This is a genomic window from Natrarchaeobaculum sulfurireducens (assembly GCF_003430825.1).
Taxonomy (GTDB): domain Archaea; phylum Halobacteriota; class Halobacteria; order Halobacteriales; family Natrialbaceae; genus Natrarchaeobaculum; species Natrarchaeobaculum sulfurireducens.
On record NZ_CP024047.1, the window covers coordinates 1280349 to 1299466 of the forward strand.

General features: G+C 62.1%; 28 protein-coding genes and 1 tRNA gene. 26 read left to right on the plus strand and 3 right to left on the minus strand.

Annotation, left to right across the window (positions count from 1 at the left end; all coding sequences use genetic code 11):
* Positions 1-15 precede the first annotated feature (15 nt).
* Positions 16-363, minus strand: coding sequence for a HalOD1 output domain-containing protein (locus tag AArc1_RS07450; protein ID WP_117363774.1), 348 nt, complete (start codon positions 361-363; stop codon positions 16-18).
* A gap of 635 nt (positions 364-998) precedes the next feature.
* Positions 999-1069: transfer RNA gene (locus AArc1_RS07455), tRNA-Gly, on the minus strand.
* Positions 1070-1372: 303 nt separating this feature from the next.
* Here AArc1_RS07455 and AArc1_RS07460 point away from each other — a divergent pair.
* From AArc1_RS07460 to secY, 25 genes are read left to right on the plus strand one after another with little or no spacing between them, the layout of a single operon-like run.
* Positions 1373-2260, plus strand: coding sequence for a putative RNA uridine N3 methyltransferase (locus AArc1_RS07460; protein ID WP_117363775.1), 888 nt, complete (start codon positions 1373-1375; stop codon positions 2258-2260).
* Positions 2261-2264: 4 nt separating this feature from the next.
* A complete protein-coding gene (locus AArc1_RS07465) occupies positions 2265-3284 on the plus strand; it encodes a 50S ribosomal protein L3 (protein ID WP_117363776.1) in 1020 nt (339 codons plus the stop codon).
* Between the two features lie 3 nt (positions 3285-3287).
* On the plus strand, positions 3288-4040 hold the full coding sequence (rpl4p, locus tag AArc1_RS07470) for a 50S ribosomal protein L4 (RefSeq protein ID WP_117363777.1): 753 nt from the start codon (positions 3288-3290) through the stop codon (positions 4038-4040).
* Entirely contained in the window at positions 4037-4291 is a 255-nt protein-coding gene (locus tag AArc1_RS07475; RefSeq protein ID WP_117363778.1) for a 50S ribosomal protein L23, read from the plus strand. Before rpl4p ends, AArc1_RS07475 begins: the two co-directional genes overlap by 4 nt.
* 3 nt (positions 4292-4294) lie before the next feature.
* Positions 4295-5017 (plus strand): 50S ribosomal protein L2, encoded by a 723-nt coding sequence (locus tag AArc1_RS07480; protein ID WP_117363779.1) that lies wholly within the window; start codon positions 4295-4297, stop codon positions 5015-5017.
* Positions 5014-5439, plus strand: coding sequence for a 30S ribosomal protein S19 (locus tag AArc1_RS07485; RefSeq protein WP_117363780.1), 426 nt, complete (start codon positions 5014-5016; stop codon positions 5437-5439). The genes AArc1_RS07480 and AArc1_RS07485 overlap by 4 nt, the downstream gene beginning before the upstream one ends.
* A gap of 7 nt (positions 5440-5446) precedes the next feature.
* Entirely contained in the window at positions 5447-5962 is a 516-nt protein-coding gene (locus AArc1_RS07490) for a 50S ribosomal protein L22 (protein WP_117363781.1), read from the plus strand.
* On the plus strand, positions 5962-6897 hold the full coding sequence (locus AArc1_RS07495) for a 30S ribosomal protein S3 (RefSeq protein WP_117363782.1): 936 nt from the start codon (positions 5962-5964) through the stop codon (positions 6895-6897). The genes AArc1_RS07490 and AArc1_RS07495 overlap by 1 nt, the downstream gene beginning before the upstream one ends.
* A complete protein-coding gene (rpmC, locus tag AArc1_RS07500) occupies positions 6897-7112 on the plus strand; it encodes a 50S ribosomal protein L29 (protein WP_117363783.1) in 216 nt (71 codons plus the stop codon). Before AArc1_RS07495 ends, rpmC begins: the two co-directional genes overlap by 1 nt.
* Positions 7113-7122: 10 nt before the next feature.
* Entirely contained in the window at positions 7123-7530 is a 408-nt protein-coding gene (locus AArc1_RS07505; RefSeq protein WP_117363784.1) for a ribonuclease P protein component 1, read from the plus strand.
* Positions 7521-7949 (plus strand): 30S ribosomal protein S17, encoded by a 429-nt coding sequence (locus AArc1_RS07510; RefSeq protein WP_117363785.1) that lies wholly within the window; start codon positions 7521-7523, stop codon positions 7947-7949. The genes AArc1_RS07505 and AArc1_RS07510 overlap by 10 nt, the downstream gene beginning before the upstream one ends.
* Positions 7949-8347 (plus strand): 50S ribosomal protein L14, encoded by a 399-nt coding sequence (locus tag AArc1_RS07515; RefSeq protein WP_117363786.1) that lies wholly within the window; start codon positions 7949-7951, stop codon positions 8345-8347. Before AArc1_RS07510 ends, AArc1_RS07515 begins: the two co-directional genes overlap by 1 nt.
* Before the next feature lie 2 nt (positions 8348-8349).
* Positions 8350-8712 carry a 50S ribosomal protein L24 gene (gene rplX / locus AArc1_RS07520; RefSeq protein WP_117363787.1) on the plus strand — a complete coding sequence of 121 codons (363 nt, stop codon included), beginning with the start codon at positions 8350-8352 and terminating at the stop codon, positions 8710-8712.
* Positions 8709-9443 carry a 30S ribosomal protein S4e gene (locus AArc1_RS07525; protein WP_117363788.1) on the plus strand — a complete coding sequence of 245 codons (735 nt, stop codon included), beginning with the start codon at positions 8709-8711 and terminating at the stop codon, positions 9441-9443. Before rplX ends, AArc1_RS07525 begins: the two co-directional genes overlap by 4 nt.
* Positions 9443-9985 (plus strand): 50S ribosomal protein L5, encoded by a 543-nt coding sequence (locus AArc1_RS07530; RefSeq protein WP_117363789.1) that lies wholly within the window; start codon positions 9443-9445, stop codon positions 9983-9985. The genes AArc1_RS07525 and AArc1_RS07530 overlap by 1 nt, the downstream gene beginning before the upstream one ends.
* Positions 9978-10154 (plus strand): 30S ribosomal protein S14, encoded by a 177-nt coding sequence (locus AArc1_RS07535; protein ID WP_117363790.1) that lies wholly within the window; start codon positions 9978-9980, stop codon positions 10152-10154. Before AArc1_RS07530 ends, AArc1_RS07535 begins: the two co-directional genes overlap by 8 nt.
* A 1-nt stretch (position 10155) precedes the next feature.
* Positions 10156-10548 (plus strand): 30S ribosomal protein S8, encoded by a 393-nt coding sequence (locus AArc1_RS07540; protein ID WP_117363791.1) that lies wholly within the window; start codon positions 10156-10158, stop codon positions 10546-10548.
* Between the two features lie 2 nt (positions 10549-10550).
* Positions 10551-11084, plus strand: coding sequence for a 50S ribosomal protein L6 (locus AArc1_RS07545; RefSeq protein ID WP_117363792.1), 534 nt, complete (start codon positions 10551-10553; stop codon positions 11082-11084).
* A 3-nt stretch (positions 11085-11087) separates the two neighbouring features.
* A complete protein-coding gene (locus AArc1_RS07550) occupies positions 11088-11849 on the plus strand; it encodes a 50S ribosomal protein L32e (protein WP_117363793.1) in 762 nt (253 codons plus the stop codon).
* Entirely contained in the window at positions 11842-12291 is a 450-nt protein-coding gene (locus tag AArc1_RS07555) for a 50S ribosomal protein L19e (protein WP_117363794.1), read from the plus strand. The genes AArc1_RS07550 and AArc1_RS07555 overlap by 8 nt, the downstream gene beginning before the upstream one ends.
* On the plus strand, positions 12291-12839 hold the full coding sequence (locus AArc1_RS07560) for a 50S ribosomal protein L18 (protein ID WP_117363795.1): 549 nt from the start codon (positions 12291-12293) through the stop codon (positions 12837-12839). The genes AArc1_RS07555 and AArc1_RS07560 overlap by 1 nt, the downstream gene beginning before the upstream one ends.
* A complete protein-coding gene (locus AArc1_RS07565) occupies positions 12836-13489 on the plus strand; it encodes a 30S ribosomal protein S5 (RefSeq protein ID WP_117363796.1) in 654 nt (217 codons plus the stop codon). The genes AArc1_RS07560 and AArc1_RS07565 overlap by 4 nt, the downstream gene beginning before the upstream one ends.
* Entirely contained in the window at positions 13489-13956 is a 468-nt protein-coding gene (locus AArc1_RS07570; protein WP_117363797.1) for a 50S ribosomal protein L30, read from the plus strand. The genes AArc1_RS07565 and AArc1_RS07570 overlap by 1 nt, the downstream gene beginning before the upstream one ends.
* Positions 13957-13958: 2 nt before the next feature.
* Positions 13959-14453, plus strand: coding sequence for an uL15m family ribosomal protein (locus AArc1_RS07575; RefSeq protein ID WP_117363798.1), 495 nt, complete (start codon positions 13959-13961; stop codon positions 14451-14453).
* Between the two features lie 2 nt (positions 14454-14455).
* Positions 14456-15919 carry a preprotein translocase subunit SecY gene (gene secY, locus AArc1_RS07580; protein WP_117363799.1) on the plus strand — a complete coding sequence of 488 codons (1464 nt, stop codon included), beginning with the start codon at positions 14456-14458 and terminating at the stop codon, positions 15917-15919.
* Between the two features lie 704 nt (positions 15920-16623).
* Here the strand turns inward: secY and AArc1_RS07585 are convergent.
* Positions 16624-16881 (minus strand): cytochrome C oxidase subunit IV family protein, encoded by a 258-nt coding sequence (locus AArc1_RS07585; protein WP_117363800.1) that lies wholly within the window; start codon positions 16879-16881, stop codon positions 16624-16626.
* Positions 16882-17102: 221 nt separating this feature from the next.
* Here AArc1_RS07585 and AArc1_RS07590 point away from each other — a divergent pair, with 221 nt between their 5' ends.
* The gene (locus AArc1_RS07590) at positions 17103-18719 is read left to right on the plus strand and encodes a S8 family serine peptidase (RefSeq protein WP_117363801.1); all 1617 of its coding nucleotides are present in this window, start codon (positions 17103-17105) and stop codon (positions 18717-18719) included.
* Positions 18720-19118 lie beyond the last annotated feature (399 nt).

The window sequence follows — 19118 nt, forward strand, 5'->3', positions numbered from 1 at the left end:
GCGGAGGACGAGTCCTTACCGACCGGATCGAGGGGTGTCTGTAGGCGGGTAGACGATTACGTCACCGTTCGCGTACACGTAGATCTCGTGGTCGAGCGCAGTGAACGCAACGTGGCCGCCAGTCCGCTCCGTGCCGTCAGCTTTCGGGCTGAACAGTCGCTCGAGCGCGTCCGGATCGACGCTGTCGTAAAGGGAGAACTCCCCCTGTGAGACGTCGGTGTCGGCGATCGCTGCCAGGGCGTGAACGACCGTCGTCGTGATCGTCGCGGTACTGTCGCTATCGTGGTGGAAGACGTAGCGATCGTTCGCCTGATCGTACCGGGGACCGTTCGTAGTATCGTCGGATGGGAGTTCCGTTTGCATGGTGGACTGTTTGTTGCGATCGTCTACTGATCCGTAGTCCACTGAACTATAAAAGTAAATCGCAGGCGAAAACAGTAGACAAGCGTGATTGAAACGTCCGATTACGGTTCAGGTTCCGTATCAGTCGTTTCATCCAACCAGTGGCGCTACCGGATCGGTGTCTCGAGACCGACGCGCTCTGCACGAGAGGGACTCGAGAAGAACACGACGACGAAAGCGGACGTCACACGCCGTTCGCTGGCCGACTCCGACTGACCAAATCCTGACTTTGAACGATCGCTCTCGAATAGTTGATGTTCGCGTGTGCACGTACGACCGAAATCCTGTAAGTGTGTGCACGCACGACCAATCTGTAAGAGAGTACCGTAACTGGGAGTTGAACAACGCGAAGACGGTCCTGCTCGCTCACTCCATTTCGCTTCCCGGGCTGGGACTTCTCTCGTTCGAACCCAGAGGCGATTCCTCTGAACACGGATACTTGACTACTACACAGTGCTTATGGAGTTGTGTTCGGAGAAATGCGCTGGCTGGGATTTGAACCGCTTCTGAGAACCGTGCTCGCTTCGCTCGCAGAGCCCCAGTGTGCTTCAAATCCAGAACGAGTTCCGTTGCTCACGGATTTGTTCGCACAGAAATGCGCTGGCTGGGATTTGAACCCAGGTTGTGACCATGGCAAGGTCACGTGATACCACTACACTACCAGCGCCCGTTTGGTGCTTGGCTGCACTCTAACCTACTGCCGGAGGGATGTATAAGGGTTGCGAATCGAACCGACATCGGCACGGTACACCACGCCGAAGTCGACGCCGGAGTGTGGTTTTCACGTGACAGATCCGAGTCACGCACTCGAGCAACGAACCGACGTTTCACCAACAGCGAGTGTGTGGCTATCTCCCACGAATTCGGGGGTGTGAGGCCCTACCAGCCGGAATCGATTCCGCTACCCTTTTAAGACCCTGTCGGCAACACATCGCTACAGTCTAGTGACGCGGCGTCGAAGCGTTTCGGCATGACCGTCAGCGCGCTCGTGCCGTCGTCGCTCACCCGAGAAGCCGAGGACAAACGCGAGGCAACTCGCAAACTCGGATACGTCGCCCGCGCGGCGACGATCTTTCGGGTCAATCGCCTGATCGTCTACCCCGATCCTGGGGGCGAAACCGGGCGGTTCGACGGCGGGTTCGTCAGTACCGTTCTGCGGTACGCCGCAACACCCCCCTACCTCCGAACCGAGGCGTGGGGCAAGCGAGACGAACTGGAGTATGCGGGCATCCTGCCCCCGCTCCGCGCCACGTCACAGACCGGCTCCGAATCGAACGGTTCGGGGTCGTCAAGACAAGGGATCGTGACCGAGGTCGGACCTGATCATCGCGTCCGGGTCAATTGCGGCTTGCAACACCCGATCTCCCTCAACGTGCCACCAGAAATGGCGGTCGAGGAGGGAGAACGCGTGACAGTCAGGATCTCTTCGCGACGACCGGTCCGGGCGAAGCTCGTCGACGAGCCCCTTCCGGGGCTGTCGGTCGAGCGGACGGACCTACAGGCAGCACTCAGCCGTGAGGACGCCGGCGTCTGCATCGCAGCCTCCCGATTCGGTGATCCACTCACCGTGGGACGGCTCGAGACGCTGGCCGGACGCACCGAGCGAGACGGGATGACCGTCGCGTTCGGAGCGCCCGAGAGAGGGCTGCCAGATATCCTCGGCATCGAGGCGTCGGCCATTCAGGCGTCGTCCAGCGCGGACGGCGTCGAGGAACCGTCGGCTCCCGAGGACGGAGTCGAACCCACAGATCACGGGTTCGACCTCTGGCTGAACACGGTTCCCGATCAGGGAAGCGAGGTCGTGCGAACGGAGGAGGCTCTGTTCGCCACGCTCGCATCCCTCTCACTGAGAGCGTGATAGAATGCCACAAAAAAACGCACCACGCAAAGGCTCACTCGGGTTCGGCCCACGACAGCGTGCGACCAGCGAGGTCCCACGCTTTAACTCGTGGCCGGACGACGATGGACAGCCGACGCTCCAGGGCTTCGCGGGCTATAAGGCCGGCATGACCCACGTCGTTATGGTCGACGACAAAGCGAACTCGTCGACCGAGGGAATGGAGACGACCGTTCCCGTGACGATCGTGGAGACGCCGCCAATGCGCGCGGTCGCTCTGCGAGCGTACGAAGACACGCCATACGGTAAGAAACCGGTCACCGAGGTCTGGACCACCGAGTTCGTCGACGAACTCGAGCGCGTCCTCGACACCCCCGGTGACGACTACGACGCCGACGCCGCCGAAGACGAACTTCGGGGCCTCCTCGAGGAGGGTCGCGTCGACGACGTTCGCGTCATCACACACACGGTTCCTTCCGAGATCTCCTCGGTACCGAAAAAGAAACCGGACGTGATGGAAACGCGCGTCGGCGGCGGCTCCGTCGAGGAACGCGTCGACTTCGCCCTCGAGTTGCTCGAGGACGGCGGCGATCACGTCATGAACGACGTGTTCCGCGCCGGCGAGTACGTCGACGCAAGCGGCGTCACGAAAGGGAAAGGGACCCAGGGCCCCGTCAAGCGGTGGGGCGTCCAGAAGCGCAAGGGCAAACACGCCCGGCAAGGCTGGCGCCGCCGCATCGGGAACCTTGGTCCCTGGAATCCGTCCCGCGTTCGGTCGACGGTCCCCCAGCAGGGTCAGACCGGCTACCACCAGCGGACGGAACTGAACAAGCGCCTCGTCGACATCGGCGACGGCGACGACGCGTCGGTCGACGGCGGCTTCGTCAACTACGGCGAAGTCGACGGACCACACGCGTTGATCAAGGGCTCGCTCCCCGGGCCGAACAAGCGTCTCGTGCGCTTCCGCCCGGCGATCCGACCCGGAGACCAACCGCGCCTCGACCCCGAGGTTCGGTACGTCTCCACCGCATCCAACCAGGGATAACATATGGACGCAACAGTACGAGACCTGGACGGCGACGACGCGGGGACGGTCGAGCTCCCGTCGGTCTTCGAGACCGATTACCGGCCCGACCTGATCGCCCGCGCCGTGCGCGTCGCCCAGGCAAACCGAAAACAGGACTACGGTGCCGACGAGTTCGCTGGCAGACGGACGCCGGCCGAATCGTTCGGTAGCGGCCGAGGTATGGCCCACGTCCCACGACAGAACGGACGCGGTCGCCGCGTTCCCCAGACCGTCAAAGGACGAAAGGCCCACCCGCCGAAAGCCGAAAAGGACTGGTCCGAATCGATCAACACGAAAGAGAAGAAACTGGCCGTCCGCAGCGCCATCGCGGCGACTGCAGACGCCGACCTCGTCGCCGAGCGCGGCCACGCGTTCGATGACGACACTCAGGTACCAGTCGTCGTCGACGACGAGTTCGAGGACCTCGAGAAAACCAAGGAGGTCGTCTCCTTCCTCGAGGCAGCCGGACTCGATGCCGACGTCGAACGCGCAGAGGACGGCAAGAGCGTCCGTTCCGGCCGGGGGACCACCCGTGGCCGCAAGTACAAGACGCCGAAGTCGATCCTCTTCGTCACCTCGAGCGAGACCGGCCCCTCCCGGGCCGCACGGAACCTCGCCGGGGCCGACGTCGCAACGGCTGTCGAGGTCAACGCTGAAGACCTCGCTCCCGGCACGCAGCCGGGTCGACTGACCGTCTGGACCGAAAGCGCACTCGAGGAGGTGGCGGACCGATGAGCGGAATCATCGAACACCCACTGGTGACGGAGAAGGCGATGAACGACATGGACTTCGAGAACAAGCTCCAGTTCGTCGTCAATCCCGACGCCACCAAACCGGAGATCGCCGACGCCGTCGAAGCACGCTTCGAGGTTTCGGTCGACGACGTCAACACACAGCTGACCATGAAAGGCAAAAAGAAAGCGACCGTCAAACTGTCCGAGGACGACGACGCCCAGGAAGTCGCCTCGCGAATCGGGGTGTTCTAACCGATGGGACGACGCATTTTCGGACAACGACGAGGTCGCGGGACGCCGACGTTCCGCGCTCCATCGCATCGCTATAAAGCCAAGCTCGACCACAAGAAGACGGAAGGCGACGACGTCGTCCGTGGGACGGTCGTGGACATCGAACACGACCCTGCCCGCTCCGCGCCGGTCGCAGCCATCGAGTTCGAAGACGGCGAGCAGCGACTCGTCCTCGCACCCGAGGGTATCACCGTCGGCGAGGAGATTCAGGTCGGCGTCTCCGCGGAGATCAAGCCGGGTAACACGCTCCCGCTCGCGGAGATACCCGAGGGGGTCCCGGTCTGTAACGTCGAGGCGAACCAGGGCGACGGCGGCAAGTTCGCTCGCGCCTCCGGCGTCAACGCAGACCTGATCACCCACGACCGCAACGCCGCGGTCGTCCAGCTTCCAAGCGGCGAGGTCAAGCGCCTCGATCCGCAGTGTCGCGCTACCGTCGGCGTCGTCGCCGGTGGCGGTCGCACGGAGAAGCCGATGGTCAAAGCAGGGAACAAGTATCACAAGATGCGAGCTCGGGGCTCGAAGTGGCCTCGCGTCCGTGGTGTCGCGATGAACGCCGTTGACCACCCCTTCGGTGGTGGCGGTCGACAGCACCCCGGCAAACCCAAGTCCGTCTCGCGGAACGCACCGCCAGGACGGAAGGTCGGTGACATCTCTTCACGACGAACCGGCCGAGGTGGAAACAAATGAGCCAGGAGTACCGAACCGGCCGTGAGGGTGACGAGTTTACCTACCGCGGCCACACGCTTGAGGAGCTGCAGGATCTGGAGCTCGAGGAAGTCGCGGAACTGCTACCCGCACGAAAGCGGCGAAGTATCGAACGCGGTCTCACCATCGAACAGCAAAAGCTGCTCGAGAAGGCCCGCGGCAAAGACGAACAGGAGACGGCAAACTCCCCGATCCGAACACACCTTCGGGACATGCCGATCCTGCCCGAGTTCGTCGGACTGACGTTCGCCGTCTACAACGGTCAGTCGTTCGAGCGCGTTCGCGTCGAACCCGAAATGATCGGCCACTACCTCGGTGAGTTCCAGCTGACGCGCAACTCCGTCGAACACGGACAGGCTGGTATCGGTGCGACCCGATCGTCCAAGTTCGTCCCACTGAAGTGATCCACGTATGGGAATCAACTACTCGGTCGACGCGGACCCGGACACCACCGCGAAAGCGATGCTTCGGGAGCGTCACATGAGCCACAAGCACAGCAAAGAGATCGCTCGCGAGCTGAAAGGGCGAACGGTTGCCGACGCACGAACGTATCTCGAGGCCGTCCTCGCGGGCGAGCGCTCGGTACCGTTTAAGTCTCACAACACCGGTGCCGGACACCGCTCTGACATCGACGGCTGGGACGCGGGCAAGTACCCAGAGAAAGCCTCCAAAGCGTTTCTCGACCTGCTCGAGAACGTCGAGTCGAACGCCGAACACCAGGGCTTCGACGGTGAGACGATGCAGATCGTCCACATCGCAGCACACAAAGTCGGCGAGTCGGTCGGTCGCAAACCGCGAGCGATGGGCCGAGCGACGGCCTGGAACACGCCGGAAGTCGACGTCGAGATCGTCGTCGAGGACGTCGACGACACTCGCATCGAACAGACCGACGACGAAGACGAAACCGAAGACGAGGACGATAACTAATGGCTGACGAACACCAATTCATCGAGAATGGCCTGCAGCGGTCCCAGATCGACGAGTTCTTCGAGGAAGAACTCGGCCGCGCTGGCTACGGTGGTATGGAGGTCGCCAAGACGCCGATGGGAACCCAGATCGTCCTCAAGGCCGAAAAGCCCGGGATGGTCATCGGTAAAGGCGGCGAGAACATTCGGAAGGTCACGACGGCCCTCGAGGAGAAGTTCAACCTCGAGGACCCACAGATCGACGTGCAGGAGGTCGACGAACCCGACCTGAACGCACGCATCGTCGCCGACCGCCTGGCAAACGCCCTAGAGCGCGGCTGGTACTTCCGGAAAGCCGGTCACACGACGATCGACCGGATCATGGAGTCCGGCGCCCTGGGCGCCGAAATCGTCCTGTCGGGGAAAGTCACGGGCGCGCGATCGCGCGTCGAGAAGTTCAACCGTGGCTACATCAAGCACAACGGCGAACCCGCAGAGGAGATCGTCGACGAAGGTCAGGGCGTTGCCGTGATGAAACTCGGCACGATCGGCGTGACGGTAAAGATCATCCCGCCGAACGCCGAGTTGCCCGACGACTTCCAGATCCACGAGGACATGGATCCCGAAGAGCTCGTCCCCGATGCCGTCGAGGCCAACGAAGCCGAGGGCGTCGAAGAGCTGCTCGAGGGCGAACCCGAAGAGGCCGAAGCCACCGAGGAAGGTGCCGAAGCCGCCGAAGACGAGGCCGTCGAGCCCGAAGTCGACGAGGAAGTCGTCGAGGAAGTTCTCGAGGAGGACCTCGAGGACGATGAGGACGTCGAGACGCCCGACGAGTCGCCGATCGAGGAAGACCTCGACGAACTCGAAGCGGACGTCGAAGCGGAAGCCGAAGAACTCGTTGCCGAAATGGAAGACGACGATTCCGAAACGGCCGACGACGAGGAGGGTGATGCCTGATGGCGATTCTCCACGTCGACGAGATCCGTGACATGACGCCCGCCGAACGGGAAGAAGAACTCGAGGAACTCGAGACTGAACTGCTGAACTCGAAGTCCGTCCTCGCAGCCGGTGGTGCCCCGGAGAATCCAGGTCGCATCGGCGAACTGGGTCGCACCATCGCGCGGATCAAGACGATCCAGCACGAGGAAGGCGACTTCGAGGACGAGGAGTAACGAACAGACAATGCCGCTGACACCCGAGACGTTGCCACGACACGAACTCAACGGCCTCCCCGTCCGCGTCGTCGATAGCGACGACGAGTCACGGGTAGGTCTCGAGGGCCGCGTCGTCGTCGAGACGACGAAGACGCTCTCAGTAGAGGTTCGAGAGAACGGCACATCCCGGGTGCTCACGGTACCGAAATCGGGCTCAGTATTCGAGTTTGCGATCACAGATGACGCCGCCGACTTCGAGAAGGAGTCGGGGACTGCGTTCAAACTGGCCGACTCCAAACCCGACTCGGACGCGAATTCGCGTGCCGACTCGGAGTGTGCTGGCGAGAACGTAGCCTACGTTACGGTCGATGGGTCGCGATTGCTCTCACAACCTGCCCGACGCACGGAAACAAATGGTGACTCACCATGGCAATAGGACTAGACGTCAACACCCCTCCGGAACCAGAGAACCCGGAGGAATACGATTACGAGAAGTGTCCGTTCTACGGCGACCTTCCCGTTCGAGGGCAGATCCTCGAGGGACTCGTCGTCTCGACGGACATGGACAAGACCGTTGTCGTCGAGCGAGAGTACGACGTTGCCGTACCGAAATACGATCGGTACATGAAACGTCGTTCGCGCATCCCGGCTCACGTTCCGGGCGTGCTCGAGCCGCTCTCGGTCGGTGACACGGTCAAGATCGCAGAGACCCGACCACTGTCGAAGACGAAATCGCACGTGGTCGTCGAAGTAACCGAAGAAGCGACTGCAGAGGACGTCGCTGAACTGACCGGCCAGACCGAGCCGGACCCACAGCTGTCTGCCGACGACCTCGGCAACGAAGGTGATCAGTGATGGAGGCAATGAAAGCCGACGTCACTCAGGGTCTGAAGAAGGGCTCGCTCGTCACGTGCGCCGACAACACCGGTGCACGTGAGTTGAAGGTCATCAGCGTCGCGGGCTACCACGGCACCAAAAACCGCCAGCCGAGCGCGGGTCTTGGTGACAAAGTGACCGTTTCGGTCACGAAAGGGACGCCCGAGATGCGCCGACAGGTCCTCGAAGCCGTCATCGTCCGCCAGCGCAAATCGATCCGCCGGCCGGACGGGACGCGACTGAAGTTCGAGGACAACGCGGCCGTCATCATCGACGAGAACGAAGAGCCCCGCGGAACGGAGATCAAGGGGCCGATCGCCCGCGAAGTTGCAGAGCGCTTCGGAGCAATCGCATCAACCGCGACGATGATCGTATAGATATGAGCAAACAACCACACAAACAGCGAAACCAGACGGAGCGTGCACCGCTGCACCAGCGGGGAGCACAGCTTCACGCGACGCTGTCCGACGACCTCCGTGAGGAGTACGGCACCCGTCGCACCCGCGTCAACGCGGGCGACACCGTCGAGGTCATGCGCGGCGACCACGCTGGCGAAGAAGGCGAGGTTCTGCGCGTTCGCCTCGACAATGGCGTCGTCCACGTCGAAGACGTGACGGTCGAGACGGCCGACGGCGAGGAGGTCCCGCGACCGGTCGACCCGTCGAACGTCCGGATCACGAAACTCGACCTCTCGGACGAGCGTCGTGAGACGCGGCTCGAAGAACGAGGTGAGAGCGAATGACGAAACACCAGAAACGACTCTCGGTACCGAAGTCCTGGCCGGTCGAGCGAAAGACCGACGTCTTCACGGTGAAAGCCGGAGCCGGTCCCCACGGTGAAGACGGTGTTCCGCTCGTCGTCTTGCTGCGAGACGTACTCGGCTACGTAGACTCGAAAAAAGAGGCACGGTACGCCCTGAGCGAGGATGCGATCCTCGTCAACGGCCAGCCGATCAACGACGAGCGCCGACCGATCGGGATGTTCGACATCCTAGCGTTCCCCGGCCGCGGTGAATACTATCGTGTGTTCCCCGACGAGGGGGGCCGGCTCTCGCTGACCGAAATCGACGAAGACGCTGCGGGTAGCCGCCTCGGCAAGATCGAGGGCAAACAGCAGGTTCCCGGCGGGGATACACAGCTCACGCTGCACGACGGCACGAACGTCGTCGTCGACGAAGAGAGCGATTACAGCGGGGGCGACTCGGTTGTCGTCGACAACGACGACAAGTCGATCGTCGCTCACTTCCCCTACGAGGAAGGTGCACTCGTCACTGCCGTTAGCGGTAACCACGGTGGCAAAATCGGCGAGATCGATACGATCGAAGTTACGCCCGGCAGCGGCTCGAACACCGTCGCCGTCACCACCGAGGACGGCGAGTTCGAGACCGTCGAGGAGTACGTCGTCGTCATCGACGAAAACTTCACGGGCGACGACGAGTCGTCGGAAAATGCGGGCACGGAGGGTGATGACTGATGTCGGAAGCCGAATCCGAAGGTGAGTTCCACGAGATGCGCGAACCGCGCGTCGAAAAGGTCGTTGTCCACATGGGCGTCGGTCAGGGCGGTCGCGAACTCGGCCACGCAGAAGACATCATCGAAGAGATCACCGAACAAGAGAGCGTCCGTACCCTGGCAAAGCGGACCGAACCCGACTTCGGCATCCGCCAAGGCGACCCGATCGGCACGAAGGTCACCCTCCGTGGCGACGACGCCACGGAGTTCCTCGAGACCGCACTGCCGCTTGCAGCGCTCTCGGCGAATCAGTTCGACGATACGGGCAACTTCAGCTTCGGCGTCGAGGAACACACCGAGTTCCCGAGCCAGGAGTATGACCCGACCGTCGGGATCTACGGGCTCGACGTCACCGTCAACCTGGTGCGTCCGGGCTACCGCGTCTCCAAACGCGACAAAGCCACCCGACCGATCCCCTCGAAACACCGACTGACCCCCGAGGACGCGATTGCGTTCCTCGAGGCGACGTTCGACGTCACCGTGGAGGAGACGGACGATGAGTGAAAGTGAAAACGAACAGACGGGCGAGCACGCCACGAAGCGTACGGGTCAGCTAGAGGCCTGCCAGCGCTGTGGCCGTAAGCAGGGGCTCGTCGGCAAGTACGACATCAATCTCTGCCGACAGTGCTTCCGTGAGATTGCCCGCGACATGGGATTCAAGAAGTACCGATAACATGACTGGAAACGACCCACTCAGCAACGCGCTCTCGGGCATCGACAATGCCGAGAGCGTCGGTAAACTGAGCCACGAGGTAACGCCCGCCTCGAACGAGATCGGCAGCGTACTCGAGGTCTTCTACGACCGCGGGTACATCGACGGCTTCGAGTTCGTCGATGACGGCAAAGCCGGGCAGTTCGAGGTCGAACTGAAAGGAGCGATCAACGAGTGTGGGCCCGTCAAGCCCCGTTACAGCGCAGGCGCTGACGACTTCGAGAAGTGGGAGAAACGGTTCCTCCCCGCTCGAGACTTCGGTGCGCTCGTCGTCACGACGAGCAGTGGCATTATGAGCCACTACGAGGCGCGCGAACAGGGGATTGGCGGCCAGGTGATCGCATACGTCTACTAACCATGCGAGTTGAACTGGAAATCCCCGACAACGTAACCGTCGAGACCGACCACCTCGACGTGACCGTCGACGGTCCGGAAGGCAGCGTCACCCGCCGCCTCTGGTACCCCGACGTGAACGTCGACGTTGAGAACGATCTCGTCGTGATCGAGAGCGAGAACGAGGACGCAAAGACCAACGCGACCGTCGGCACCTTCGAGAGCCACATCGAGAACGCCTTCCACGGCGTCCTCGAGGGATGGGAGTACAAGATGGAAGTCTTTTACTCTCACTTCCCAATGCAGGTTCGCGTCGAAGGTACCGACGTCGTCATCGAGAACTTCCTCGGTGAGAAAGCACCGCGACGCACGACGATTCACGGTGACACCGACGTTTCCGTCGACGACGAAGTCGTCGTCCTCTCCGGCCCGAACAAAGAGGACGTCGGCCAGACGGCGGCTGACATCGAGCAGCTAACGAAAGTTAGCGGCAAAGACACCCGCGTCTTCCAGGACGGGGTCTACATCACCGAGAAACCCGCCAAAGGAGGTGTCTAATAGATGGCAGACGACGACCCAACGACCGACGAAGACGCACAGGACACCTCGGCTGAGGCCGACGACGGCCCATCGGAACTCGAGGACATAAGCGGTGTCGGCGAGAGCAAAGCCGAGGCGCTTCGCGAGGCCGGCTTCGAGTCCGTCCAGGACGTCAAGGAAGCAACTCAGGACGAACTGGCCGAAACCGACGGCATCGGGAACGCACTCGCCGCTCGTATCAAAGCCGACGTTGGCGACCTCGAGGTCACCGACGAGACGGACGCCGAGATCGAAGACGAAGAACCCGAAGAAGCCGAGCCCGAAGCGGACGTCGAAACAGAGCTGCAGGCTCGCGGACTGACCGAAAAGACCCCCGAGCTGTCCGACGACGAGGAGCGACTGCTCGCTCGACGCCGGACGATCGGCAAGCCGCAGTTCAACCGACAGGACTACCACAAGAAAAAGCGGACGCCCGAATCCTGGCGTCGACCACGCGGTCAGCTATCGAAGCAGCGCCGCGGGATCAAGGGCAAGGGCCCGAAAGTCCAGGCTGGCTACCGCACGCCCGAAGCCGTCCGGGGCAAGCACCCAAGCGGCTTCGAGGAAGTGTACGTCGAGACGCCCGACGATCTCGAGGGCGTCGACGGCGACTACGAGGCGGTCCGAATCGCCTCGTCGGTCGGTGCGCGTAAACGCGAACGCATCGAGGAACTCGCCGAGGAAAGCGAGATCCGCGTGCTAAACCCGACCTACGAAGAAGTCGAGGTGGAATCCAATGACTGATCTCTCCGCACAGAAGCGACTCGCCGCCGACGTGCTGGACGTCGGCCAGAACCGCGTCTGGCTCGACCCCGCCGCCCAGGCCGACATCGCCGAGGCGATCACGCGAGACGAGATCCGCGAACTCGTCGACGAAGGCCTCATCCAGGCCGACGAGCCAACGGGTAACTCCCGCGGCCGCGCTCGCGAGCGCAACGCCAAGCGCGCCTACGGCCACCGGAAAGGCCCGGGCAAGCGCAAAGGCAAGAAAGGCGCTCGCCAGAACTCGAAAGAGGAATGGCAGGACAAGATTCGTGCACAGCGACGGAAGCTCCGTGAACTCCGCGATACGGGCGAACTTACGCCCGCTCAATACCGCGAGCTCTACAAGAAAGCTGGTGGTGGCGAGTTCCGTAGCGTCCGGTACCTGTTGAACTACATCGACGACAACTACGGTGATCGATAATGGCGACAGGACCACGATACAAGGTGCCGATGCGACGTCGCCGTGAGGTCCGAACGGACTACCACCAGAGGTTGCGCCTGCTGAAATCGGGCAAGCCCCGCCTCGTTGCTCGCAAGAGTAACAAGCATATTACGGCGCAGCTGATCGTTCCTGGACCTCAGGGCGACGAGACGCTCGCGAGCGCACACTCGAGCGATCTCGAGGAGTACGGCTGGGACGCACCCACGAGCAACATTTCGGCGGCGTATCTGACCGGCCTGCTGGCCGGACAGCGTGCCGTCGACGCCGGACTCGAGGAAGCGGTGCTCGATATCGGCCTCAACACGGCGACGCCTGGCAACAAGGTGTTCGCCGTTCAGGAGGGCGCGATCGACGCCGGTCTCGAGATCCCGCACAACGACAGCGTACTCGCAGACTGGTCGCGCACGCGCGGCGAGCACATCGCCGAGTACGCCGAACAGCTCGACGAACCGCTGTACAGCGGCGAGTTCGACGCAACGGAACTCCCTGAACACTTCGACGACGTACGAGAGGCGATTCTCGAATGAGCAACTACAACGACAGCGGATGGGAACCCGTCACCCGTCTCGGCCGGAAGGTCCAGGAGGGCGAAATCGATTCGATGGAGGTTGCCCTCAACTCGGGACTCCCGCTGAAGGAACCCGAAATCGTCGACCAGCTCCTGCCGGGGCTCGACGACGAAGTGCTGGACATCAACATGGTCCAGCGTATGACCGACTCCGGACGACGCGTCAAGTTCCGATGTGTCGTCGTCGTGGGCAACCGCGACGGCTACGTCGGCTACGCGGAAGGCCGTGACGATCAGGTCGGCTCTGCCATCCAGAAGGCCATCGGTATCGCGAAGCTGAATATGATCAAGGTCCCCCGCGGCTCCGGGTCGTGGGAAGACCGCTCGGACCGACCACACTCGCTGGCCCGTCGGACCACCGGCAAGGCCGGCTCCGTCGAGGTCGAAGTCATCCCGGCTCCCGAAGGCCTGGGACTGGCCGCCAGCGACACCGTACGCGCGGTGCTCGAACTGGCCGGTCTCGAGAACGCCTGGACGAAGAGCCACGGCAACACGCGAACGACAGTCAACCTCGCGAAAGCGACGTTCAACGCACTCGAGAACGCCTCGCAGTCGCGACTTCCTCAGTCACAGCGCAGTGACCGGGATACAGCCGAGGTGAGTGAGTGATGAAGGCCGTCGTGCAGGTTCGCGGTGAAGTAAACCGCCAACAGGACGTCCAGGACACGCTCGAGATGCTCAACATCCACAGCGTCAATCACTGTGCGCTGGTCCCCGAGACCGACACCTACGTCGGGATGGTCAACAAGGTCAACGACTACGTTGCCTACGGGGAACCGAACGCTGAGGTGCTCGAGACGGTGCTCGCAAAGCGTGCCGAACCGCTCGAGGGTCGCCAGGCAGACGTCGACGAAGAGTGGCTCGCCGAGAACACCGAGTACGACGATTTCGGCGCACTCGCGGAGGCGCTGCTCGATGAAGAGACGACGCTTCGCGAGCAGGGACTATCGCCGACGCTCCGTCTCCACCCGCCGCGTGGCGGCCACGCCGGCATCAAGAAGCCGACGGTCGAAGGCGGACAACTCGGAAAGCATACAACGGACGAGATTAACGACCTGTTAGAATCGATGCGATAACCATGACGAGTAAAAAACGACGTCAGCGCGGTTCGCGGACGCACGGCGGTGGCACGCACAAGAATCGACGAGGTGCGGGCCATCGTGGTGGGCGCGGTCGCGCAGGACGCAGCAAACACGAGTTCCACAACTACGAACCGAAGCAGAAACACGGCTTCAAACGGCCCCAGGACGCTCGTCCAACCGTCGAAGAGATCGACGTCAAGACACTCGACGAGGACGCGATCCTCTACGTCGCAGACGACCTCGCCGAAGAAACTGACGACGGCTACGCAATCGACGCTCGAGACGTCGTCGAGGACGGCCACGAAGTCGATGTCGTCAAAGTACTCGGTTCCGGGCAAGTCCGAAACGCCCTCACCGTGACCGCCGACGAGTTCTCCGAGACGGCTCGCGAGAAACTCGAGGATGCAGGTGGAGACGCAGTGCTGTCGGAGCGAGCCCAGGAAGCGGCGTTCGAAGCCGAGGACGACGAATCCGAACAGACTGAGGACTAACTATGGGATGGAAGGAAGCCGCCGAACCGGTCTTGACGCGGATGCCCGCAGTGCAGCGTCCACAGAAGCACGTGCCGTTCAAGCGCAAGCTCGCCTGGACGGCTGGCATCCTCGTGTTGTACTTCTTCCTGACGAACATCGCGCTGCTCGGCTTGGAGTCCGGAGAAGCGACCGACCTCTTCGGTGAGTTCCGTGCCGTCCTTGCGGGCGAACACGGCTCGCTGATGCAGGTCGGCATCGGTCCGATCGTCACGGCGAGCATCGTCATGCAGTTGCTCGGCGGTGCGAACCTGCTCGGGCTCGATACGAACGATCCTCGAGATCAGGTTCTCTACCAGGGACTACAGAAGCTGCTCGTCATCGTGATGACGGCACTGACCGCACTGCCGATGGTGTTCGCTGGCGGCTTCCTGCCACCGGTGCCGTCGCTGACCCTCGGTGGGTTCACCTTCGATCAGACGCAGGTTCAGGTACTGATGTTCCTGCAGATCTTCCTCGGCGGCGTCCTCATCCTTTATATGGACGAGGTCGTCAGCAAGTGGGGGATCGGCAGCGGGATCGGCCTGTTCATCATCGCCGGTGTGAGCCAGCGATTGGTGACCGGGTTCATCCAGCCTGCGACGGGCGGGGTGTTCTACGACTGGTATCTGATCATCACCCAGCAAGTCGAGATCGGCTCGCTCGTTGCCGGTGATGGCATCTACACCCTGTTGCTCGAGGAGGGCCACATCATCGCCCTCATCACGACGGTGTTGATCTTCGCCATCGTTGTCTACGCGGAGTCCGTTCGCGTCGAGATTCCGCTCAGCCACGCCCGCGTCAAGGGTGCCCGTGGACGCTTCCCCGTGAAGCTCATCTACGCGAGCGTCCTGCCGGTCATCCTTGTTCGGGCGCTGCAGGCGAACATCCAGTTCATCGGGCAAATTCTCCACAGTCAGTGGGCAGGGATGCCCGAGGTACTCGGCGTCTACGACGCCCAGGGCCAGCCCGTAAGCGGGTTCTTCTACTACACCGCACCGATCTACTCACCCGACGATTGGATGTGGTGGACTGGAGAGGTGACTCAGCAGGCCTGGATGGTGATGATCCGCGTCTCCGTCGACCTGACGTTCATGGTCATCGGTGGCGCTATCTTCGCGATCTTCTGGGTCGAGACGACGAACATGGGTCCCGATGCAACGGCCCGTCAGATCCAGAACTCCGGGATGCAGATCCCCGGCTTCCGACAGAACGTCAGCGTCGTCGAGAAGGTCATGCAACGGTACATTCCGCAAGTGACCGTCATCGGTGGTGCGCTCGTCGGACTACTGGCCGTCTGGGCGAACATGCTCGGGACGGTCGGTGGCGTCGAGGGAACCGGCCTGCTGCTCGCTGTCTCCATCACGTACAAGCTGTACGAGGAGATCGCTGAGGAGCAGATGATGGAAATGCATCCGATGATGCGCCAGATGTTCGGCAAAGAGTAGCCGACAGACGGCTCACATCGCTTCTCTCTTCGTTTTCGTTCGCTTCGAGTGGCATCTATGGGTTCCACCGGTCATGCTCGAGTGTGCCCCATCTCGGCTGTGTACGCATGATATTCGAGCCCCTGATCGACAGCAGTCGTCTCTCACACGTCGAGAGCCAGTCGAACCCGGTAGGTGACACAGAGGTGCTTCAATGGACGACGAGTGTCGTCGCTCGCCTACATCGGTCGCTGATTCGTCGACACTGAGTGATTCGACGTCGGGAGCCAGTCGATCGCTCGAAACCACACTGTTTCGTGGGTTTCCTCTCGACGAGCAATCGAGACACGAAGCCCACCCCCTCTCAGGAGCCAGCATCTGCCCTGGCGGTTGGACGTTCGATCCGACAGTTGGCCGTCCTGCTCGAGCGATCACCGAGCTTTGACGGACGCTGGGACCTGGCAAGACGAGTGATCGCTGTGTCGCTTCGGTGGTTCGGTCGGTACGTGTCACCGAGCGCCGTATCGTCGGTCGGCCGTCTACATGACTGAGTGAGGAAAACCAGCCGACACCCGACGGTCGTCTGTGGAGGGTACGGGCGGGAAGCCGTCGATTGCCGCTTAGACGAGTGAATGCGCCATCGAAGCGTACGATCGGAATCGGGGGCCGAACGAGCGAAGAGGAAACGAGAAGCCGACGAGAAGGAAATCCGGGAACGGGCCGAGTTACTGAATCGAGTAGCCTGCAGCGACAGTCAGCAACAAGACCATGAACACGGAGATAACCATCATGTAGGTGATCGAGCGTGGTTCTTCGATCAGGTGCTGGTAGTAACCGGCGATCAACAACGTCTTGGCGATCGCGAGTACGAACGTTGCCGCCAGGGCGATGTCGTACGGGGTAAATTCGAAGAACACGAACTTGCCCGTCCCCAGCACCAACAGTACGACGTAAATGAGGGTGTAGGTTCGAACGTCAGCCATTGCTACAACCTCTGTGTGACGGGCACTTATACCTTCCTCATACGATTGACTTCTTCCAGCCGGAGAGCCACGATTCTGTTCATCACCTGCCTGTCCAGCTCGAGGACTGTCGTCGACCCCTGCCGTGACTGCTCAGTGGTGACGGGGACTTATTACAGTCAGACGGACTCGAGCAGTCCGACACCCAGAATAGCTTTATTCGATGACTGTCACCCAGAGGTATGCGCGCTCGTGGCTCGACCGCCCGTCGGCTCTCCATCTTCGTCGTCTGCCTGTTGCTCGTCACCGCGTCTGCACCTGCAACAGTCACGGCGGGCGGCGACGATTACGCGGCCGAACAAGCTGCCTCAACGGTTCAGAACCTTCTCGAACTCGACGGCTCGACCGCAGAGCTCGACTCGAGTGAGCTCGTCGTGCGACTCGAGGAAGCACCGCTCGAAGACGTGCGTGATACCGAACAGGCACTCGAGAGTCACGCCAAGCAGACGCAGGAGCCGGTGCTCGAATACGTCGAAAAAACCCCGGGCGTCGACGTCGCCGAAGAGTTCTGGGTGACCAACGCCATCGTTCTGGAACTCGAACCCGGTACTGTCGACGAGCAGCTACTCGTGACGCTCGAGCGGATCGACGAGGTCGAAGCCGTCCACGAGAACTTCGATCTCTCCATGCCGGATCCACCGGAGCCGAAGACACCGGTCGACCCATCTCCGGCTGCAGAGGACGATGAGCGGCCACAGACGACTGCAGCGATCGACTCCGTGAACGTCCCAACGGTGTGGGAGGAGTACGATACACGCGGCGAGGGCGTCCGTGTCGCCGTCCTCGACACCGGCATCGACGCCAATCATCCCGACCTCGAGTTGTACACTGAAACGCCAGATGATCCGACGTATCCGGGTGGCTGGGCGGAGTTCGACGAAACCGGTGAGCGGGTCACCGGCTCGACACCCCACGATACGGGCCGTCACGGCACCCACGTCAGTGGAACGGTCGCGGGCGGCGCCGCAAGCGGAACCGCAGTTGGCGTCGCGCCAGACGCCGAGTTACTCCACGGGCAGGTGTTAGACGACGACGGCGGGACGTTCGCCCAGCTCGTCGCCGGCATCGAGTGGGCACTCGAGGCGAACGCTGACGTCATCAACCTCAGTCTCGGCTCCCCTGGAGTCTACGACGAGTTGATCGAGCCAATCCAGCACGCGACCGAAAGCGATGTCGTGGTTGTCGCGGCGATCGGCAACCAGGGTCCGGAGACGACCAACGCTCCGGGCAACGTTTTCGAGACAATTAGCGTTGGTGCCGTAACCAACGATGGGACGGTCGCAAGCTTCTCCGGCGGTGATCAGCTAAATCGATCTGACTGGGACTCCCCTCCCGACCACTGGCCGGAGACGTACACCGTTCCAACGGTCGTTGCACCCGGCGTCGAGATCACGAGCACTGTCCCTGGTGGCTACGCGGACAAACCGGGGACCTCGATGGCCACTCCACACGTCACCGGCATCGTTGCACTGGTACTCTCAGCTCAACCCGACACGAGCCCGGAAGCTCTGTCGGCCGGACTGACGGATACGGCGTGGAAACCCGACGGTGAACCGCTCGAGCAAGACACCCGATACGGGCACGGCATCGTCAACGCGAGTGCCGTAGCCGACGACCTGGTAGACCGGGACGCCGAGGCGGCAACCGAGACGCCAGCCGTCGAAACCGAAGCGGACGGTGATGGAGAGACAACGGACGTCGCAAACGATTGGCTGATGGCGGTCGGTCTGATCATCGTCTCCCTTGCTGTCGTCACCGTCCTCGTCACCATCGCCCGGTATCGCGTCGGCCGTCCGTAGGGTGTCTGAGCCGGCATCGCTTGGAACCCGCTCGCTGCTGCCGACCGTATCGTCGTATTCACGTCGCCACAGCGACCGCTCGAGCGCGGAGATAACCACTACTCGTTGGCTGGTGGTCCTCGAGTACGCCGGTTCTTCCTCGCTGTCACGTTTCACACTACAGCCACGATGGCAGCGCCCGCTGTCAGCATCGGGTGCCTGGTGGGTATCGAGCCGTTTCGGGAACTCGCGCCGAAACCTGCGGTCGAACGGCCGACACACTGACGGACACAGTGTGAAGGGACGAGCGACTTGGCAGAATTAGTCCGAGGAAGCCGAGACTGGTGGCTGGCTACTCTCCTTACTTGCAAGACAGTGGTGATCTCTTCACCGGCGAACCGGCCGTCGTACCGAGGGCAT

What these genes read in the sequence shown, in the direction of transcription:
- AArc1_RS07560 (WP_117363795.1), top strand. Translation starts at nt 12,291, where the DNA reads ATGGCGACAGGACCACGATACAAGGTGCCGATGCGACGTCGCCGTGAG.
- AArc1_RS07575 (WP_117363798.1), top strand. Translation starts at nt 13,959, where the DNA reads ATGACGAGTAAAAAACGACGTCAGCGCGGTTCGCGGACGCACGGCGGT.
- secY (WP_117363799.1), top strand. Translation starts at nt 14,456, where the DNA reads ATGGGATGGAAGGAAGCCGCCGAACCGGTCTTGACGCGGATGCCCGCA.
- AArc1_RS07555 (WP_117363794.1), top strand. Translation starts at nt 11,842, where the DNA reads ATGACTGATCTCTCCGCACAGAAGCGACTCGCCGCCGACGTGCTGGAC.
- AArc1_RS07545 (WP_117363792.1), top strand. Translation starts at nt 10,551, where the DNA reads ATGCGAGTTGAACTGGAAATCCCCGACAACGTAACCGTCGAGACCGAC.
- AArc1_RS07550 (WP_117363793.1), top strand. Translation starts at nt 11,088, where the DNA reads ATGGCAGACGACGACCCAACGACCGACGAAGACGCACAGGACACCTCG.
- AArc1_RS07475 (WP_117363778.1), top strand. Translation starts at nt 4,037, where the DNA reads ATGAGCGGAATCATCGAACACCCACTGGTGACGGAGAAGGCGATGAAC.
- AArc1_RS07460 (WP_117363775.1), top strand. Translation starts at nt 1,373, where the DNA reads ATGACCGTCAGCGCGCTCGTGCCGTCGTCGCTCACCCGAGAAGCCGAG.
- AArc1_RS07450 (WP_117363774.1), bottom strand. Translation starts at nt 363, where the DNA reads ATGCAAACGGAACTCCCATCCGACGATACTACGAACGGTCCCCGGTAC.
- AArc1_RS07505 (WP_117363784.1), top strand. Translation starts at nt 7,123, where the DNA reads ATGCCGCTGACACCCGAGACGTTGCCACGACACGAACTCAACGGCCTC.
- rpmC (WP_117363783.1), top strand. Translation starts at nt 6,897, where the DNA reads ATGGCGATTCTCCACGTCGACGAGATCCGTGACATGACGCCCGCCGAA.
- AArc1_RS07495 (WP_117363782.1), top strand. Translation starts at nt 5,962, where the DNA reads ATGGCTGACGAACACCAATTCATCGAGAATGGCCTGCAGCGGTCCCAG.
- AArc1_RS07465 (WP_117363776.1), top strand. Translation starts at nt 2,265, where the DNA reads ATGCCACAAAAAAACGCACCACGCAAAGGCTCACTCGGGTTCGGCCCA.
- AArc1_RS07480 (WP_117363779.1), top strand. Translation starts at nt 4,295, where the DNA reads ATGGGACGACGCATTTTCGGACAACGACGAGGTCGCGGGACGCCGACG.
- AArc1_RS07525 (WP_117363788.1), top strand. Translation starts at nt 8,709, where the DNA reads ATGACGAAACACCAGAAACGACTCTCGGTACCGAAGTCCTGGCCGGTC.
- AArc1_RS07515 (WP_117363786.1), top strand. Translation starts at nt 7,949, where the DNA reads ATGGAGGCAATGAAAGCCGACGTCACTCAGGGTCTGAAGAAGGGCTCG.
- AArc1_RS07565 (WP_117363796.1), top strand. Translation starts at nt 12,836, where the DNA reads ATGAGCAACTACAACGACAGCGGATGGGAACCCGTCACCCGTCTCGGC.
- AArc1_RS07530 (WP_117363789.1), top strand. Translation starts at nt 9,443, where the DNA reads ATGTCGGAAGCCGAATCCGAAGGTGAGTTCCACGAGATGCGCGAACCG.
- AArc1_RS07570 (WP_117363797.1), top strand. Translation starts at nt 13,489, where the DNA reads ATGAAGGCCGTCGTGCAGGTTCGCGGTGAAGTAAACCGCCAACAGGAC.
- AArc1_RS07540 (WP_117363791.1), top strand. Translation starts at nt 10,156, where the DNA reads ATGACTGGAAACGACCCACTCAGCAACGCGCTCTCGGGCATCGACAAT.
- AArc1_RS07590 (WP_117363801.1), top strand. Translation starts at nt 17,103, where the DNA reads ATGCGCGCTCGTGGCTCGACCGCCCGTCGGCTCTCCATCTTCGTCGTC.
- AArc1_RS07510 (WP_117363785.1), top strand. Translation starts at nt 7,521, where the DNA reads ATGGCAATAGGACTAGACGTCAACACCCCTCCGGAACCAGAGAACCCG.
- AArc1_RS07490 (WP_117363781.1), top strand. Translation starts at nt 5,447, where the DNA reads ATGGGAATCAACTACTCGGTCGACGCGGACCCGGACACCACCGCGAAA.
- AArc1_RS07585 (WP_117363800.1), bottom strand. Translation starts at nt 16,881, where the DNA reads ATGGCTGACGTTCGAACCTACACCCTCATTTACGTCGTACTGTTGGTG.
- AArc1_RS07535 (WP_117363790.1), top strand. Translation starts at nt 9,978, where the DNA reads ATGAGTGAAAGTGAAAACGAACAGACGGGCGAGCACGCCACGAAGCGT.
- rplX (WP_117363787.1), top strand. Translation starts at nt 8,350, where the DNA reads ATGAGCAAACAACCACACAAACAGCGAAACCAGACGGAGCGTGCACCG.
- AArc1_RS07485 (WP_117363780.1), top strand. Translation starts at nt 5,014, where the DNA reads ATGAGCCAGGAGTACCGAACCGGCCGTGAGGGTGACGAGTTTACCTAC.
- rpl4p (WP_117363777.1), top strand. Translation starts at nt 3,288, where the DNA reads ATGGACGCAACAGTACGAGACCTGGACGGCGACGACGCGGGGACGGTC.